The following is a 16619-nucleotide window of genomic DNA, read 5'->3' on the forward strand; positions in this document are numbered from 1 at the left end:
GGAGAGGGGCTCAAGCAGAAAGCACAAGGCGGATGCATGTCTGAAAAGGTCAGCAAGGGTTACCAATCGGGTTTCGCCAACGAATTCGCCACCGAGGCCATGCCCGGTGTGCTGCCCGAAGGACAGAACTCGCCGCAGCAGGTCGCGCATGGCCTGTATGCCGAGCAGCTGTCTGGCACCGCCTTTACGTCGCCGCGCCACAGCAACCGCCGCAGCTGGCTGTACCGCATCCGTCCGGCGGCGATGCATCACCCGTTCGAGGCGATGCGGGACGGCCGCTTCCACAATCGCTTCAACGAAGTGCCAGCCAGTCCCAACCAGTTGCGCTGGGATCCGCTGCCCTTGCCCGTCGAGCCCACCGATTTCGTCGATGGCATCGTCACCATTGCCGGCAACGGTGCTTCGTCCGAGCAGTCGGGCGTTGGCATCCACCTGTATGCTGCGAATCGCTCGATGCAGGGGCGTTTCTTCTATAACGCCGACGGCGAGTTGCTCATCGTGCCGCAGCAGGGGCGCCTGCGTCTGGCCACGGAGCTGGGCGTGATCGAGCTGGAGCCGTTGGAAGTGGCCGTGATTCCGCGGGGCGTGCGCTTCCGCGTGGAGCTGCTGGACGATACCGCACGTGGCTATATCGCCGAGAACTTCGGTGCGCTGCTGCGCCTGCCGGACCTCGGCCCGATCGGCAGCAACGGCTTGGCCAATCCGCGTGATTTCCTCACGCCGGTGGCGGCCTACGAAGACGTGGAAGGCAACTTCGAACTGGTCGCCAAGTTCCAGGGCAACCTGTGGCGCGCGCAGATCGATCACTCACCGCTCGACGTGGTCGGCTGGCACGGCAACTACGCGCCGTACAAGTACGACCTGCGGCGCTTCAACACAATCGGCTCGATCAGCTACGACCATCCGGACCCGTGCATCTTCCTCGTGCTGCATTCGCCCAGCGACACCGCGGGCGTCGACAACATCGACTTCGTGATCTTCCCGCCGCGCTGGCTGGCGGCGCAGAACACGTTCCGCCCGCCGTGGTTCCACCGCAACATCGCCAGCGAGTTCATGGGCCTGATCACCGGCGCCTACGACGCCAAGGCTGAGGGTTTCGTGCCGGGCGGCGCCTCGTTGCACAATTGCATGAGCGGCCACGGGCCGGATGCGGCGACGTACGAGAAGGCGTCGACCCGCGACCTGTCCCAGCCGGACGTGATCACCGGCACGATGGCCTTCATGTTCGAGACGCGCCGGGTGATCCATCCGACCAGGCAGGCGCTGGAATCGAAGCAACTGCAGGGCAACTACTACGAATGCTGGCAGGGCATCCGCAAGCATTTCAGCGGCAAGTAAGCAGCACGCCACCGAATCAACCAAGAACGAAAAGACCGCCCTGCGCTGTCTTCGGAGCAAAACATGAAACTGGGTTCCCTGAAGGAAGGCGGCCGCGACGGTACGCTCATCGTCGTCAGCCGCGACCTGACCAAGGCCGTGAAGGCCACCGGCATCGCCGCCACCCTGCAGGCCGCCTTGGATGACTGGTCGAACGTGGCGCCCCGCCTCAACGCGCTGTCCGCCGACCTCAACGCCGGCAAAGCGGCCGATGCCTTTGCGCTCGACATCGCAGCAATGGCGTCGCCGTTGCCGCGGGCCTATGAATTCGTCGATGGCAGCGCCTACCTGCCGCACGTGGAACGCGTGCGTCGTGCGCGCGGCGCCGAGGTGCCGGAATCCTTCTACGTCGATCCGCTGATGTACCAGGCCACCAGTGCCGGCTTCCTCGGTCCCCGCGACCCGGTGGTGGTGCCCAGCGAGGACTACGGCATCGACCTGGAAGCCGAGGTGGTGGTGATTACCGACGACGTGCCGATGGCGGTGACGCCGGCGCAGGCCGCGGGTCATATCCAGCTGGTCGGCCTGGTCAACGACGTGTCGTTGCGTGGCCTGATTCCGGCCGAACTCGCCAAGGGTTTCGGCTTCCTGCAGTCCAAGCCGCGCTCGGCGCTGTCGCCGGTATTCGTCACGCCGGACGAACTGGGCGACGCATGGCAGGACGAGAAACTGCATCTGCCCATGCGCACCTGGCTGAACGGCCAATGGTTCGGCGAAGCCGAGTGCGGGGTGGACATGCAGTTCAACTTCGCCCAGCTGGTGGCGCACGCCGCCAAGACGCGCCCGCTGACGGCCGGCACCATCGTGGGTTCAGGCACCATCGCCAATGAGGACACCAGCAAGGGAGCGTCCTGCCTGGCCGAACAGCGCACGGTGGAAACCCTGCGTGACGGCAAGCCGAGCACGCCGTTCCTGAAGTTCGGCGACAGCCTGCGCATCGACGTGACCGATGCGTCCGGCGCCTCGATCTTCGGTTCCATCGAACAGGTGATTGCGCCGCAGAAGCGCTGAGCGGCGACAGGAAAACCTGCGGCGCTTTACCACAGGGATTTGCGCCGAAAACCTACACTAAATGTCGCAGGCGCCTGACTGGCGTCAGATGGGTCTCGCATGGGCGGCTAGATACTGCCGCCCATGCGCACCGATACCATCGTCCCCGAATTCGACGCCCATCTCATCGCCCGGTACGACGTCGCTGGCCCACGCTATACCAGCTATCCGACGGCACCGCAGTTCCACACCGGGTTCGATGAAGGCGCCCTCCGAGCGGCGGCGCAAGCTTCCAATGAAGACCTCGTGCCGCGGCCGCTCTCGGTCTATGTGCATGTGCCGTTCTGCTTCAGCCCATGCTTCTACTGCGGATGCATGCGCGTCATCACGCGCGACATCGCCAAGGCGGACCACTACCTGGAGCTGCTGTTCCGCGAGATCGCCATGGTGGGTCCGATGTTCGATCGAGACCGCCCGTTGAAGCAGCTCCACTTCGGTGGTGGTACGCCGAACTACCTCGACCTGCCGCGCATGACGTCGGTGATCGAGACGCTGGAGCGCCACTTCGATTACCGCCGCCGGGGCGAGCGCGAGTACGGCATCGAGATCGATCCGCGCTTCGCCGACGGCCGCTACATCAAGGAACTGGCCACGCTGGGCTTCAACCGCATCTCGGTGGGCATCCAGGACTTCGACCCGGCCGTGCAGCAAGCCGTCAACCGCGTCCAGAACGTTGAACAGACGCGCGAAGTGCTGGACGCGGCACGTGCTTCGGGCTACGGCTCGGTCAGCGTCGATCTCATCTATGGACTACCCCGGCAGACCCTCGATGGCTTCGACCGCACCCTGGACGAGGTGCTTGGCCTCGCTCCCGATCGCATCGCCGTCTACGGCTACGCCCATCTTCCCAAGCTGTTCAAGGCGCAAAGGCAGATCGACGCCAACGAGCTGCCCGACCCGGCCACGCGACTGGCGCTGTTCGGTCGCGCGTTCAAGCGCTTGTGCGATGCGGGCTACGTCTATGTGGGCATGGACCACTTCGCCCGCGCGAACGACGAGCTGGTACGCGCGCAGCGCAGCCGCACGTTGCAGCGCAATTTCCAGGGTTACTCGACGCACGGCGATTGCGACATCATCGGTCTCGGTGTCAGCGCCATCAGTCGCATCGGCGACAGCTACAGCCAGAGCGCACGCGACCTCATCGGCTACGAAGCGGCGATCAAGGCGGGGCGACTTCCCGTGGCTCGCGGCATCTCGCTGAGCGGCGACGACATTGTCCGCCGCGCCGTGATCAGCGAGCTGATGTGCCATGGCGAGCTGGATATGCACGGTTTCGGGGATCTTCACCAGCTGGATTTCGGCGATCGCTTCGCGATGGAACTGGATCGGCTTCGTGAGCAGGCCGCTGATGGTCTGGTCGTGGTGGACGACGCCACCATTCGCATCACCGCACGCGGCCGGTTGCTCCTGCGCAATATCGCCATGAACTTTGACGCCTATCTCAACAACCCGGCAGAAACGTCCCGCTACTCGCGCACGATCTGACGGATGCACCCAGCTAGGGGGCTGAACATGCTTTCCGGGAAGTCCATCGACTGCACGCTCCAACCGTGCAATCCCATCGCGGTTGATGGTGACGAGGTCCACTTCTGCAGCACCTGCGCCTTCTCCGATGCCTGCCTGTCGGTGGGTTACGGCAAGCCTGAACTGTCCGCGCTCCATTGCCTGGTCGAACACGTGGGGCCCTATCGCACGGGAGCGCACGTGTTCCGCACGGGCGATCCGTTCCGCGCAATCTATGCGGTGCGCGCCGGCACGGTGAAGACGTGTGTGGTCGACAAGGACGGCCGCGAGCAAGTCTTGGGCTTTTACCTGCCGGGCGAAGTGATCGGGCTCAATGCGATCTATCCGGACCAGTTTCCCTGCGATGCAGTGGCATTGGAAGCGGCACAGTTCTGTCGCTTCTCGTTTCCCGCCATGAGTGCATTGGCGTCACGCATGCCGGCCCTGCAACAGCATCTTTTCCGCCTGTTGAGCAAGGAGCTTGGCACGGCGACGCTGCTCGCGGCTGATCACACGGCGGACGAGCGCATGGCCGCGTTCCTGCTGGACCTGGGCGATCGCTATCAGGCGCGCGGTTTCTCGGGCACGCAATTTCGACTGAGCATGGCGCGCGGCGATATCGCCAACTATCTACGCCTCGCCGCCGAAACGGTGAGTCGTGTACTGGGCCGTTTTCGCAGCCAGAAACTCATCGACATCAACGGGCGCTCAGTCACGTTGCTCGATCGAAAAGCGCTTCGCGATCTGTCGCGCGACGAATGCGCGAATTGAAGGAAACGCCGTGGCAGGTTGACGCATTTGGTCATGGGTTTATCCGTCTCTGACATCAGTCAAGCGGAGATCCACGACGCTGCCTAGGCTTGAGTCGGGAATCAAGGGAGAACCCCATGTCACGTCTGTTAGCCACTGTACTCATCGCCGCTGGCTTGCTGCCCGGCGCCGTACTCGCCGGCAAGGCGACAGGTACGGCACCACTGGCCATCGTTGCAACGGCCAGTCCGGCACCGCTCGCCGCGCCGGTCGATTTCGGCCCGCCGCAGGGCGAGCCCATCCACGCGGTGCTCGGCATCCCGCCGAATGTGCCGCCGCCGATCCATCGCAAGAATCCCGCAAAGGTGATTGTCGATCTCGAAGTGATCGAAAAGGAGATGCAGATCTCCGAAGGCGTTACCTACACCTATTGGACCTTCGGCGGCACCGTGCCCGGCAGTTTCATCCGCGTGCGCCAGGGCGACACGGTCGAGTTCCATCTCAAGAACTCGCCCGACAACAAGATGCCGCACAACATCGACCTGCACGGCGTCACCGGTCCGGGTGGCGGCGCGGCGTCGAGCTTCACCGCGCCGGGTCATGAAAGCCAGTTCACCTTCAAGGCGCTCAATGCCGGCCTGTACGTCTATCACTGCGCCACCGCGCCGGTGGGCATGCATGTCGCGAACGGCATGTACGGCCTGATCCTGGTCGAGCCGCCGGAAGGCTTGCCGAAGGTGGATCACGAGTACTACGTGATGCAGGGCGACTTCTACACCACGGGCAAGTATCGCGAGAAGGGCCATCAGCCGTTCGATATGGACAAGGCCATCGAGGAGCGTCCGACCTATGTGCTGTTCAACGGTCACGAGGGTTCGCTTACCGGTGACCATGCGCTGACGGCGAAGGTGGGCGAGTCGGTACGCCTGTTCGTCGGTAACGGTGGCCCGAACCTGGTGTCGAGCTTCCACGTGATCGGCGAGATCTTCGACAAGGTCTACTACGAAGGCGGCACGCACGCGCAAGAGAACGTGCAGACCACGCTGATCCCTGCCGGTGGCGCGATGATGGCGGAGTTCCACGTCGACGTGCCAGGCAGCTACGTGCTGGTCGACCACTCCATCTTCCGTGCCTTCAACAAGGGCGCGCTGGGCATCCTCAAGGTGGATGGTCCGGAGAACAAGGCGATCTACTCGGGCAAGGAAGTGGACTCGGTATATCTGGGTGATCGCGCCAACCCCAACCTGCATGCCGTGGCCGTGGCTGCCAAGGCCAACGCTACCGGCACGCTGAGCAAGGACGACCAGATCGCCGCCGGCAAGCAGCTGTTCACCGGCACCTGTTCCGTCTGCCACCAGGCGAATGGCGAAGGCCTGTCGGGTGTGTTCCCGCCGCTGGCCAAGTCGGACTACCTGGCGAAGCAGGACAAGGATCACCTGATCGGCATTCCGCTGCATGGCCTGACCGGAAAGGTCACCGTCAACGGCAAGGAATACGACTCGGTGATGCCACCGATGAGCCAGCTGACGGATGACGAAGTGGCCAACATCCTCACCTACGTGCTGAACAGCTGGGGCAACCCGGGTGGACAGGTAAGCAAGGAAGAAGTGTCCAAGGTACGCGCCACGCCGGCGCCGGCAGCCACGGGACACTGAGATGAAACGGCTGGCCGTGATCCTTTCCGGCCTGCTGCTAGCCCTCCCGGCAGCGGCGGCAGATTATGTCGCCTTGCCGGGAGGCAGCTTTTCCAGCGTCCTTCCGGCGGATGGCAAAGTGGCGCCTGCGCGTATAGCGCCCTTCCATCTGCGTACCGAGCCGGTCACCAACGCCGAGTTCCTGGCGTTCACGCAGAAACACCCGGCATGGCGCCGTGATCGCGTGCCAGCTCTGTTTGCCGACGCCGGATACCTTTCCCACTGGGCCGGCGACGGCTCGCTGGGCGCGGCGATATCGCCTTCACAGCCGGTCACCCGCGTCAGTTGGTTTGCAGCGGAAGCTTATTGCGAGAGCGAACAGGCGCGCCTTCCCACCTGGTATGAGTGGGAGTATGCGGCCGCCGCCGACAACCAGCGTGCCGATGCGCGAAACGATCCTGCATGGCGAGAGCGTGTGCTGATCTGGTACAGCCGTCCATCGAATGCGCCGCTGCCGGAGATCGGTGGAGCTGCCGACGTCCACGGCGTGCGCGACCTCAATGGCGTCGTATGGGAATGGGTCGATGACTTCAATGCGCTGCTGGTGGGCAGCGATAGCCGCGACCAGGATGGCGCAGACAAATTCAAGTTCTGCGGCGCCGGCGCGCTCAATATGCAGGAGAAGGAGAACTACGCCACGCTGATGCGCGTCGCCATGTTGTCCTCGCTCAAGGCATCCAACACCACCACGAATCTTGGTTTCCGCTGTGCAAAGTCCGACTGAGGAATGATCGATGAAGCGGCTGCTCGTGTTGCTATGCCTTCTCTTCTTCGCCGCGGCACATGCAGAGACACCGTTGCCCAGGGATTCGATCTACCAGCTGGATGTAAAGCTGACCGACCAGGGTGGCAAGACATGGCCCCTGGCATCACGTCGCGGTCATGTACAGTTGGTGTCGATGTTCTATTCCTCGTGCACGATGGTGTGCCCGATGATCGTGGATACGCTGAAGCTGACCCAGAAGGCGGTAGACGAGTCCGATCGTGGCCGACTCGATCTTCTGCTGATCAGTTTCGATCCCGCGCGCGACAGCGTGTCGGTGCTTCGTCAATACGCCGAGCGGCGCAAGCTGGACGCACCACGATGGACGTTGGCTCGCTCCGAGCCGGCCTCCACCCGACAGCTGGCGGCACTGCTCGGCGTCCAATACCGGCCCCTGCCGGATGGCGATTTCAACCACTCCAGCGAACTGCTCCTTCTGGATGAAGAAGGTCGTATCGTGGCTCGCACGGCCATCATCGGACGCCTCGATCCCGAGTTCGTGCAGGCTGTGGAGAAGGCGCTTCGCACGCCGTAGCCTTGTCGTCGTGACATAGGCGGATCGCCATCATGGGTGGATGTGTGGTGGACGAGCTTGATCGCCCTGCGCGTGTGCCCTGATCTTCGCGTGGGACGTGTGATGTATGGGCGCGGATCCCGGCGCATCCGCGTTGCATGCGTGGATGTCATGCGCAACGTGTACGCGGAAATCGCCTGCATCATCCCGGCAAAGATTCCTTTCGCAAGCACCTGCCATCGACGTGGCGCGTTGTCACAGTAAGTCTTCATGTGCCAATGGCTTGACAACGGTCAGGCCGGACCGATGCCCACCTGTCGAGACTGACTTCACTCAATGGGGAGTAGGTCGACAGGAGTGGTTGGATGAAAAGGGCATGCCATCGTCGTTCATTGGCAGCATGTGGTTTGGCCATGCTTGGATTTTCCTTCGCAGCGAATGCCCAGTCAGGCACGGATGCATCACCGCCGCTGCAAGTGGAATGGAACGCACGCCTTCGTCACGAGCAAGTTGATGATGATGCTTTCCACCGCGACGCGCAGGCGGACACCTTGCGCCTTCGACTGGGACTGCGGGCCAATTTCGGTAGCGGATGGAGTGGTTTCATCGAAGGCGCGGGTGTAGCGAGCGCCAACGATCATTACAACAGCGGTGCGAATGGCCAGGCGCAGTACCCGGGCATTACCGATCCGCATGGCACGGAACTCAACCAGGCCTGGTTGGCGTGGCAGGGCAGCGATTTCGGCGCCAAGGTCGGTCGACAGGAAATCGTGCTGGACAACCAGCGCTGGGTCGGCAATGTGGCCTGGCGCCAGTTCGAGCAGACCTTCGACGCCGTCGCCCTGCAATGGAAGCCGGCCGCTGACTGGACCCTGCGTTACGACTGGCTCGACCGCGTGAATCGCGTGGCCGGACCCGATGCGCTCAATCCCCTGGCTCGCAAGCGGCTGCTCAATACACACCTGTTCAATGCCGCGTGGGTACATGGCAATCAGCAAGTGTCGGGCTATGCGTATCTGCATAAGGACAAGGATGTCGCTGCCGCCTCCACCGCGACCTATGGTGCGCGTTGGGTTGGCAAGCCCTCGCCCGAAGGCGGATTCGGCTGGGCGTTGGAAGGCGCGCGTCAGTACGACTATGCCAACAACCCGCAGAACGTCAGCCACAGCTATTGGCTGCTGGAGCCGGCATGGACGCGGTGGGGCGTCACGGGCAAGCTGGCCTGGGAGCATCTGGGCGGCGATGGGCATACCGCGATGCAGACGCCGCTGGCCACGCTGCATGCCTTCAACGGCTGGGATGACCAGTTCACCGTGACGCCGGTGAACGGCCTCGAGGATTACTATTTGTCCCTCAACGGCCAGCTCGGCAAGCAGGGCTGGGCGAGCAAGCTCGGTTGGGTCGTGGCCTATCACGATTACCACGCCGACAAGGGCAGCACGCGCTACGGTGATGAGTGGAATGCGTCGCTGTCGTTCCCGCTGGTGCCGGGCTTGACCGGACTGGTGAAGGTCGCCAGCTACCGTGCCGATCATTATGCGCACGATGACACCAAGGTCTGGCTGCAACTGGAATGGCAGGGCAAGCAGCGGTTGTGATGACGCGGCCGTTACGTGCGTCCAGTGATGGCTTCATCGATGCGCTGACTCAAGTCAGCGCATCGCGGTGCCGCATTCGGTGAAATGGCGGCATGAACACGTCTACCCATACCTGCCACTGCCGTGATGCGGTCAGGCCGGCGGCCACGGCCTTGCTCGATCTTCGCTCCCTGCAACCGCCGGAGCCGATGCGGCAGGCATTGGCGGCGGCCGATCGATTGGCGCCAGGTGAAGTGCTGGAGGTTCTGACCCCGCTGATGCCGATGCCCCTGTTGTCCGCCCTGGCCGAGCGCGGGTTCCAGGCACAAGCGACCATGCTTCCCGAAGGCGGCGCGAGAGTGGCCATTCGTTGCATTCCGCAGTGGGCGTCGACCAGTCATGGCCCGACTGGCGCTTGATCAGGCACCAGTCGTCTCGCTTCCGCGCCGGTTTCTGTGCTCCATGCCGATCTGGGGCGTGCTGGCGGGGCTGCTGCTGGTGATCGACGGCGATAGCCTGGTGCGGTCTCGTTGGCATCCCGGTACGTTGGCCCTCGTGCATACCTTCACCCTGGGTGTGCTTGGCAATGCGATGTTCGGCAGCCTGCTGCAATTCCTGCCCGCCGCCGCCGGTGTTCCGCTTCGCGTCGGCCGGCTGGGCGCCTGGATGCACATCGCATTGAACACGGGTGTGCTGCTGCTGGTGGCTGGCTTCCATTTCGGGTCGGCCGTGTTGCTGTCGCTTGCAGGGCTGCTGTTGCCGTTGGCTTTTCTGGCCTTGGTGGGCATGACCTTGCCCGCCGTATGCCGAGCCGCGGGCCAGCGGTTGCTGCGTGCGGGTATCGGCGGCTCCCTCGTGTTCGGGCTGATCACGGCTGTGCTTGGCGGCGCTTTGGCGCTGTGTAGCGGTGGCCGGTTGGCGCTGGTGATGCCGCCCTGGGTGGATGTCCACGCCTCGCTCGGTGTGCTTGGCTGGGTGATATTGCTACTGGCCAGCGTGGGACGCGTGGTGATGCCCATGTTCCAGGGAACCGGCATGAGCTCGGTGAAGTGGCATGGGGTTTGGTTCGCCAGCCTCGTCGTGCTGTTGACGCTTGCTTCTGCGTGGCGCTTGGTGGGCGATGGCGAGGCCGGTTTGCAGGCGACACTGGCATGCTTCGGCGTGTCGTTCGCACTCACGGTGGTATGGCTGCAGAAGCGCACGGCGGCGGCGCGTCGCGGTCCGTTGTGGTGGAGCTGGCGAGCAGGTGCGCTCGTGCTGGTTGCCTCGGCAGTGGCACTGCCCTGGCAGATCCGCGAGCCGTTGCTTGCCGCTGCGCTCGCCCTGGGTGTGGCGTTGCCCCTGCTGGTGGTCGGCATGGCGTTGGAAATCGTGGCCTTCCTCGGTTGGATCGAGCTGCACCGGCGTGTTGGTCGGGGCGTGCAGTTGCCTGGCGTGCAGCGGTTGATGCCTGCACGCGAACGTGGTGCGGCAGTCATGGCTCTGGGGAGCGCTGGCGCGGCCGTCGTGCTGGCAACCGTACATCCGGATGCCTGGCTCGCCCGAGCTGCCGGGCTGCTTCAGTGCATGGCATGGGGAGGCGTTGCAGCCGTCTTCCACGGCACACGTCGGCGCGTGCAGCGGTTCCTGCGTGATCAATGGAAATCGGAGCGATGAACATGCCCAAGGGAATGCTCGTCTACGCCTGCTCGGGATGATCGAGCGCGGCCCAGATGGCCAATCACTTCGCGCTGCGCCTCGATCGCGAGCGCGTGGCGAAGATGTCTTGCATCGCCGGCGTGGGCGGTGGCGTGCCTGGACTGGTGCGCACGGCGCAAAGCGGACGCCGGATACTCGCGCTCGATGGATGCGAGATGCGTTGCGCCGTCGCCTGCTTGGCAAGGGCGGGCGTGGTCGCCGACGCGCATCTTGTGCTGTCCGAGCATGGCGTGAAGAAACGCCAGCATGTCGACTTCGAACCGGATGAGGCGAGGCGTGTGTACGTCGACGCCGTGCTGCCCGCCGCGCACGCCCTGGCCGCTGTCGATGAGGAGAGAAACCATGTTGTCGCTTCCGCGTGAGCGCTGGTTGCTGGATCGTGCGCGCGGTGCCATCGATGGTGTCGACGACGGCTTGATCCTGCTGTTGGCGGCACGGCGACGCCTCGTGCACATCGTGGCGTGGTTGAAGGCGCGCACCGGCATGACGGGGCGCGATCCCCATCGCGAGAAATACATGCATGCGCGTGCGCAGACGCTTGCTTCTCGCGTGGGTGTGCCGGATGCCACGGTGCGCACATTGGTGAACCTCGCCATTGACGATGCCTGCATGCAGCAAGGCATCGCTGGCGACGTTCACGGCCTTGATGTTGGTCAGGGCAGGGTGGGAATGAGCCGGTCGATGATCCCGCCCATGCCGATCTCCCTTGCTCCCTCCACGCTGGCGCCGCACCTGCTGCGCTGGATGCCGCCGCCGCGTCGCGTGGCACCGCTGGTTCGTGCCATCCCGGGCCGCTGGCAGCATGCCCTGCTGGAGAAGGCGATCAGCCGCGTACTGGCCTTGCCCCTCCGCGATGGTTCGCTCGATTTCATGAAGGGGCGTCGCCTCGGTATCGAAGTCAGCGATCTCGGTCTTCGTTGGGTGCTGACCTGGGCGGACGGAGCCCTGCGCGTGATCACCGATGAACCCGAAGCCAGCGTGCGCGGTAGCGCTACGGATCTGCTCCTGCTGGCGGGGCGACGGGAAGATGCCGACACGCTGTTCTTCCAGCGCGCGCTCGTCCTCACCGGTGATACCGAACTTGGGCTGACGGCGCGCAATCTGCTTGAGCGCCTGCCCTGGGAAGACGTCCCGCTAGGGCTGCGCATCGCGCTTCATCGAGGTGCCGGCTTTGCTCGCATGGCGCGAGAAGCGCATCGCGAGCGATTCGACGGATCGTATTGACGCAACCCCGCGTTGCGTCGCGCCCTCTTGATCCGCGTCAGGGCCGGGTGGGAAGAGCTTGCCCAGACTCGTCATTCCCTTCTTCTGCGGACATGACATGACACGCGCCTCCTCGTTTGATCGCGAGCAGCTCCTCGCCTGCGCCCGCGGCGAACTATTCGGTCCCGGCAATGCGCGCCTGCCATCGCCGCCCATGCTGATGTTCGACCGCATCACGCACGTGGACGAGCATGACGGCGCCTTCGGCAAAGGATCGCTTCGCGCCGAGCTGGATATCAGCTCGAACCTTTGGTTCTTCGCGTGCCACTTCGATGGCGACCCGGTAATGCCCGGCTGCCTGGGCCTGGACGCCTTGTGGCAGCTCAGCGGGTTCTTCCTGCCATGGCTGGGGCTGCAAGGACGCGGGCGTGCGCTTGGCGTCGGGCAAGTGAAGTTCACCGGGCAGGTGCTGCCCAGTGCCCAGCTGCTGAGCTATCAGGTGGACATCAGTCGCGTGATCAAGGGCCGCATGAATGTGGTGGTCGCCAACGGCACCGTCCACGTCGACGGACGCCAGATCTACGTGGCCACCGACATGCGCGTGGGCCTGTTCCAGTCGACGGAGGGCTTCTGATGCGCCGCGTCGTCGTTACCGGCATGGGCATCGTGTCCTGCCTTGGCCATGCTTCCGGCGTGGTGCAGCGGGCATTGCAGGACCTCAAGAGCGGCATCTGCGCGATGCCCGAGTACGCGGCCAAGGGTCTGCGAAGTCACGTCGCCGGCATGCCGAAGATCGATCTGGATGCCCTGGTCGATCGCCGTCTGCGCCGCTTCATGGGTGACGCCGCCGCCTATGCGTACCTTGCCATGCGTTCGGCGATCGAGGACGCGGGGCTCGCATTCGAGCAGATTCGACATCCACGCATCGGTGTGATCGCCGGCTCGGGCGGCGGTTCCGCGCAGTGGCAGATCGAGACGGCCGACCTGTTGCGCGAAAAGGGCGTGCGCCGTGTGGGTCCATGCATGGTGCCGAAGACCATGTGTTCCACGGTGTCGGCGACCTTGGCGACGGCGTTTGGCATCCTGGGTTTGAGTTACTCGATTGCCGCCGCCTGCGCCACGTCGGCACATTGCATCGGTGCGGCGGCCGACTTGATCCGTCACGGCGCACAGGACATCGTTTTTGCCGGCGGCGGCGAAGAAGTGCATTGGGGCATGACCGCGCAGTTCGATGCGATGGGCGCGTTGTCCTCCCAGTACAACGCCACGCCGGAATCCGCCTCGAAGCCGTATGACGCCTCGCGCGACGGTTTCGTCATCGGCGGCGGTGGCGGCATGCTGGTGCTGGAAGACTACGAACACGCGCGGAAGCGTGGGGCAACCATCCATGCCGAACTGGTCGGCTACGGCGTGACGTCCGACGGCGCCGATATGGTGGCGCCTTCCGGCGAAGGTGCCGTGCGCTGCATGCGCATGGCGCTGGCCGGCCGCGAGGCGCCGATCGACTACCTCAACACGCATGGTACCGCCACGCCGCTGGGCGACATCATCGAGCTCACCGCAGTGCGCGAAGCCTTCGGCCAGAACGTGCCGCCACTGTCGTCCACCAAGGCGCTCACCGGACACGCGTTGGGTGCAGCCAGTGTGCACGAAGCGATCTTCAGCCTGCTGATGCTCAAGGGCGGCTTCATGGCCGGATCGGCCCATATCGAGCAGCTTGACGAACGAGCGGAAGGCTTCCCCATATTGCGCGAGACGCGTGATGCGGCCTTGCGCACCGTGATGTCCAACAGCTTCGGTTTTGGTGGCACCAACGCGAGTCTGGTGTTCGCGAAGGTTTGAACCAGGCGAGTTGAAGAAGAGGCCCCGCAGGGCCTCTTCTCCTTTGGCGACATCCCCCATCCAGCGTGCGTCGCTGGCGGAAAGGATCTACGCCGGCATCGATGCGTCACTCGCTGGTCGGCCGTCGCCATTCAAGGCAGATCGACGGATCGCATGCCCGCCGTACCGTGCCAATAGCCATTGCGTGCGCCGATGCGCGGAGGCGGGGTGACCGAGCGGCGCGCCAGGTCGAAGTGCGCCACGATCTCATCCATGCCCTCCGCTTGCGGATACAGACGCAGCACGTCCACGCCGAGCGCGCGCAAGGCAGGCAGTTCGGGGCCCAGGTCCGTGATTTCCTCGCCCTGGATCTGGATGCCGTTGATGCGCAGGAAGGGACGGCCTTCGCGCGTGGCCAGCGGGAGGCCATCGGGATAGTCGATGCAGCGGAAGCCACATTGATCCTTGGCCACATCCAACGCACGCGCGGTGAAGCAGCGCGCAGAGTAGGAAAGCGGCAGGCGGCCGAATCCGATGACTTCGACTTCAGGCATGTCGCCGCCGTCTTCGAGTAATGCGCTGCGCAGCTCGTCGATCAGCGCGGCCCCTTGCTCGACACCTGGCACCCAGCGGAGCAACCCGTCTTCCATGAGCATGGCCAGTGCGCGATGGTTGTACACGTTGAGCGTGGGACTGGCCACGAACGGCACGCCGCGTGCGCGGCAGAGCTGGACCGCGGAGAGGTCGTTCGCCTCGATCCATCCCTGGCCCTGCTCGATCAGGCGTTGCAGCGCGCCCAGTTCGGACTCGGCTTCGATCAGCGCAAGCGACGACAGCACGATCTGCTTGCCGCTTTCCGCGAGTTCGTGGGCCAGCATGATCCAGTCCAGCGTGCGCAATTCACGGCGCTTGCTGCATACCGTCTCGCCCAGGTAGATGATGTCGACCGGCCATTGGACAGCCTGGCGATAGAACGCAAACGTGCGTTCGCGCGGCCAGAAGTACTGCAGCGGGCCGAGACTCAGTTTCATGGCATGCATCGTGTCAGTGCCAATGGCGGTGATAGGGGCCAAGCGTGGTTTGATGGCCTTCCGCGTGCCTGGAAAGCGCGGATTGCCATTCTGGGCGCGCCTGCCAGCGCTCGGGTGCGGCGTGGTAGCGATCCAGCGCTTCACGCCAGGTGTGCGTCACCGAGGCCACGTAGGCCACGCCACGCTGGCGTCCTTCGATCTTCAGCGCGGCCACGCCGGCGCTCGCCAGGCGCGGCAGCAATTCGAGGGTGTTGAGGCTGGTCGGCTCTTCCAGCGCATGGAAAGTCTCGCTGCCTACGGCGTAGCGACCCTTGCATACGGTGGGGTAGCCGGCGGGCTCGGAAGGATCGAAGCGGTCGATCAGCACACGGTTGAGGCGCACACTGCGGCCGCCGTCGTCGTGTTCCTCCCACCGCACGAAGCTCGCCGGTGAACAGACGCCATGGCGATTCGGCGAGGCGCCGGTGACATAGCTGGACAGCTGGCAGCGTCCTTCGACCATGATGCAGAGGCTGCCGAAGGCGAACACTTCCAGCGGCACGGGCGCCTGCTCGCACAACCGTTCCACCTGCTGCACCGACAGCACGCGGGGCAGCACGGCGCGGCTGATGCCGAAGCGCTCGTACATGTAGCGAAGCGCGGGCGCGGTGGTGGCCGAGCCCTGTACCGACAGATGCCGGGCGAGCTTGGCGTGATGGCGCGCGGCATAGTCGAGCACGGCCATCTCGGCGGCGATGATGGCGTCACAACCGAGCGATGCCGCCTTGTCCACTGCAGCGTACCAGTGCGGCAGACGCGCACTGTCCGGATAGGTGTTGAGTGCGAGGTAGACCTTGCGCTGGCGCGTTTGCGCATAGGCGATGCCTTGCCGCAGCTCCTCGTCGTTGAAGTTGAGGCCGGGGAAAGGCCCGTGCATTGGTCTGGTCGCGCAGGCCGACGTAGACCGCATCTGCGCCGGCATCCACCGCCGCTTTCAAGGCCGGCAGGTTGCCGGCGGGACAGACCAGTTGCATGCAGACCTCGATACCCAGAACGTCGGGCTGCATCCTGATTGTCGCGGGCCAGGGCGTCGCTGACATGCGTCAGGGGAGAGGCCGATACCCGGACCTATGCTCGACTTCACTACGATGCAGGAGTCACCCGCATGTTCAAATCAAGAATGGCGCTGTTGCTGTGCGGTGCCCTCGCGCTAGCCGGCCCGGTGTGCGCCGCTCCCCAGCATGACCATGCCGCTCACGCTGCCTTCGACGGCACGCAGGTGCCGGTACCGTCGCCGCGCTGGGCGGCCGATGAACCGCTGCGCGACGGCATGGGACGCATCCATCAGGCGCTCGATGAGCTCCGTCACCACGAGATGGGTCATATGAGCGATGCGATGGCGCAGGATCGCGCCGGCCTTATCCTGGATGCAGGTGCCTACATCTTCGCCCACTGCAAGCTCCAGCCGCAGCAGGACGCGGTATTGCACAGCATGCTGGTGCCGCTGCTGTCGGCGGCGCAGAAGCTCAAGGACCAGCCGCAGGACGTGGCCGAAGTGGCCGCCATGCGCAAGGCGGCGGCGGACTATCCGCGTTACTTCGATGATCCGGCCTGGGCAGCGGACGCTGCCGCGGAACACGCGCACCACGAGTAGCAAGG

The 16619-nt window shown here is 64.4% G+C and carries 16 protein-coding genes and 1 pseudogene; 15 read left to right on the top strand and 2 right to left on the bottom strand.

What is annotated here, in order from left to right; translation table 11 throughout:
• The first annotated feature begins 36 nt into the window (after nucleotides 1–36).
• The 14 genes and pseudogenes from hmgA (at nucleotide 37) to CA260_RS03255 (ending at nucleotide 13971) form a co-directional block, all read left to right on the top strand.
• Complete coding sequence (hmgA, locus tag CA260_RS03190; RefSeq protein WP_172461794.1) at nucleotides 37–1338, top strand: homogentisate 1,2-dioxygenase; 1302 nt, start codon at nucleotides 37–39, stop codon at nucleotides 1336–1338.
• A gap of 63 nt (nucleotides 1339–1401) precedes the next feature.
• A complete protein-coding gene (locus CA260_RS03195) occupies nucleotides 1402–2388 on the top strand; it encodes a fumarylacetoacetate hydrolase family protein (protein WP_111980990.1) in 987 nt (328 codons plus the stop codon).
• 123 nt (nucleotides 2389–2511) lie between these two features.
• Nucleotides 2512–3912 (top strand): oxygen-independent coproporphyrinogen III oxidase, encoded by a 1401-nt coding sequence (gene hemN / locus CA260_RS03200; RefSeq protein WP_111980991.1) that lies wholly within the window; start codon nucleotides 2512–2514, stop codon nucleotides 3910–3912.
• Between the two features lie 27 nt (nucleotides 3913–3939).
• Nucleotides 3940–4701 (top strand): helix-turn-helix domain-containing protein, encoded by a 762-nt coding sequence (locus CA260_RS03205; protein WP_111980992.1) that lies wholly within the window; start codon nucleotides 3940–3942, stop codon nucleotides 4699–4701.
• A gap of 116 nt (nucleotides 4702–4817) precedes the next feature.
• Nucleotides 4818–6335, top strand: coding sequence for a copper-containing nitrite reductase (gene nirK / locus CA260_RS03210; protein ID WP_111980993.1), 1518 nt, complete (start codon nucleotides 4818–4820; stop codon nucleotides 6333–6335).
• A 1-nt stretch (nucleotide 6336) separates the two neighbouring features.
• A complete protein-coding gene (locus tag CA260_RS03215) occupies nucleotides 6337–7098 on the top strand; it encodes a formylglycine-generating enzyme family protein (protein WP_111980994.1) in 762 nt (253 codons plus the stop codon).
• 10 nt (nucleotides 7099–7108) lie between these two features.
• A complete protein-coding gene (locus CA260_RS03220) occupies nucleotides 7109–7672 on the top strand; it encodes an SCO family protein (protein WP_111980995.1) in 564 nt (187 codons plus the stop codon).
• Between the two features lie 392 nt (nucleotides 7673–8064).
• A complete protein-coding gene (locus tag CA260_RS03225; protein ID WP_238149596.1) occupies nucleotides 8065–9249 on the top strand; it encodes an alginate export family protein in 1185 nt (394 codons plus the stop codon).
• A gap of 92 nt (nucleotides 9250–9341) precedes the next feature.
• Entirely contained in the window at nucleotides 9342–9647 is a 306-nt protein-coding gene (locus CA260_RS03230) for a DUF2249 domain-containing protein (RefSeq protein WP_111980997.1), read from the top strand.
• Nucleotides 9648–9690: 43 nt separating this feature from the next.
• A complete protein-coding gene (locus CA260_RS03235) occupies nucleotides 9691–10884 on the top strand; it encodes a hypothetical protein (RefSeq protein ID WP_238149597.1) in 1194 nt (397 codons plus the stop codon).
• Nucleotides 10885–10937: 53 nt separating this feature from the next.
• Nucleotides 10938–11288 (top strand): annotated as a pseudogene (locus CA260_RS03240) (putative zinc-binding protein); the annotation flags it as partial.
• Nucleotides 11269–12150, top strand: a complete 882-nt coding sequence (gene ubiT / locus CA260_RS03245) for a ubiquinone anaerobic biosynthesis accessory factor UbiT (protein WP_111980999.1) — start codon at nucleotides 11269–11271, stop codon at nucleotides 12148–12150. The pseudogene CA260_RS03240 and the gene ubiT, both read left to right, overlap by 20 nt.
• 97 nt (nucleotides 12151–12247) lie before the next feature.
• The gene (gene fabA, locus CA260_RS03250; protein WP_111981000.1) at nucleotides 12248–12763 is read left to right on the top strand and encodes a 3-hydroxyacyl-[acyl-carrier-protein] dehydratase FabA; all 516 of its coding nucleotides are present in this window, start codon (nucleotides 12248–12250) and stop codon (nucleotides 12761–12763) included.
• Nucleotides 12763–13971, top strand: coding sequence for a beta-ketoacyl synthase N-terminal-like domain-containing protein (locus CA260_RS03255; protein ID WP_111981001.1), 1209 nt, complete (start codon nucleotides 12763–12765; stop codon nucleotides 13969–13971). Before fabA ends, CA260_RS03255 begins: the two co-directional genes overlap by 1 nt.
• A 131-nt stretch (nucleotides 13972–14102) precedes the next feature.
• On the opposite strand, the gene CA260_RS03260 is transcribed toward CA260_RS03255, so the two are convergent.
• Entirely contained in the window at nucleotides 14103–14981 is an 879-nt protein-coding gene (locus CA260_RS03260; protein ID WP_111982978.1) for a U32 family peptidase, read from the bottom strand.
• Nucleotides 14982–14994: 13 nt separating this feature from the next.
• Nucleotides 14995–15897: a ubiquinone anaerobic biosynthesis protein UbiU gene (gene ubiU, locus CA260_RS03265; protein ID WP_343125781.1), complete on the bottom strand. Its 903-nt coding sequence runs from the start codon at nucleotides 15895–15897 to the stop codon at nucleotides 14995–14997.
• Between the two features lie 228 nt (nucleotides 15898–16125).
• On the opposite strand from ubiU, the gene CA260_RS03270 reads away from it, so the two are divergent.
• Nucleotides 16126–16614 carry a DnrO protein gene (locus tag CA260_RS03270; protein ID WP_111981002.1) on the top strand — a complete coding sequence of 163 codons (489 nt, stop codon included), beginning with the start codon at nucleotides 16126–16128 and terminating at the stop codon, nucleotides 16612–16614.
• Nucleotides 16615–16619 lie beyond the last annotated feature (5 nt).

It is taken from the genome of Dyella jiangningensis, assembly GCF_003264855.1.
GTDB classification, from domain to species: domain Bacteria; phylum Pseudomonadota; class Gammaproteobacteria; order Xanthomonadales; family Rhodanobacteraceae; genus Dyella; species Dyella jiangningensis_C.

Bases quoted from the DNA above. Each gene is read 5' to 3' on its own strand.
- ubiT (WP_111980999.1), top strand. From the start codon at position 11,269: ATGTTGTCGCTTCCGCGTGAGCGCTGGTTGCTGGATCGTGCGCGCGGT.
- CA260_RS03255 (WP_111981001.1), top strand. From the start codon at position 12,763: ATGCGCCGCGTCGTCGTTACCGGCATGGGCATCGTGTCCTGCCTTGGC.
- ubiU (WP_343125781.1), bottom strand. From the start codon at position 15,897: ATGCACGGGCCTTTCCCCGGCCTCAACTTCAACGACGAGGAGCTGCGG.
- CA260_RS03235 (WP_238149597.1), top strand. From the start codon at position 9,691: ATGCCGATCTGGGGCGTGCTGGCGGGGCTGCTGCTGGTGATCGACGGC.
- CA260_RS03220 (WP_111980995.1), top strand. From the start codon at position 7,109: ATGAAGCGGCTGCTCGTGTTGCTATGCCTTCTCTTCTTCGCCGCGGCA.
- CA260_RS03225 (WP_238149596.1), top strand. From the start codon at position 8,065: ATGCTTGGATTTTCCTTCGCAGCGAATGCCCAGTCAGGCACGGATGCA.
- CA260_RS03270 (WP_111981002.1), top strand. From the start codon at position 16,126: ATGTTCAAATCAAGAATGGCGCTGTTGCTGTGCGGTGCCCTCGCGCTA.
- nirK (WP_111980993.1), top strand. From the start codon at position 4,818: ATGTCACGTCTGTTAGCCACTGTACTCATCGCCGCTGGCTTGCTGCCC.
- fabA (WP_111981000.1), top strand. From the start codon at position 12,248: ATGACACGCGCCTCCTCGTTTGATCGCGAGCAGCTCCTCGCCTGCGCC.
- CA260_RS03260 (WP_111982978.1), bottom strand. From the start codon at position 14,981: ATGAAACTGAGTCTCGGCCCGCTGCAGTACTTCTGGCCGCGCGAACGC.
- CA260_RS03205 (WP_111980992.1), top strand. From the start codon at position 3,940: ATGCTTTCCGGGAAGTCCATCGACTGCACGCTCCAACCGTGCAATCCC.
- hemN (WP_111980991.1), top strand. From the start codon at position 2,512: ATGCGCACCGATACCATCGTCCCCGAATTCGACGCCCATCTCATCGCC.
- hmgA (WP_172461794.1), top strand. From the start codon at position 37: ATGTCTGAAAAGGTCAGCAAGGGTTACCAATCGGGTTTCGCCAACGAA.
- CA260_RS03230 (WP_111980997.1), top strand. From the start codon at position 9,342: ATGAACACGTCTACCCATACCTGCCACTGCCGTGATGCGGTCAGGCCG.
- CA260_RS03195 (WP_111980990.1), top strand. From the start codon at position 1,402: ATGAAACTGGGTTCCCTGAAGGAAGGCGGCCGCGACGGTACGCTCATC.
- CA260_RS03215 (WP_111980994.1), top strand. From the start codon at position 6,337: ATGAAACGGCTGGCCGTGATCCTTTCCGGCCTGCTGCTAGCCCTCCCG.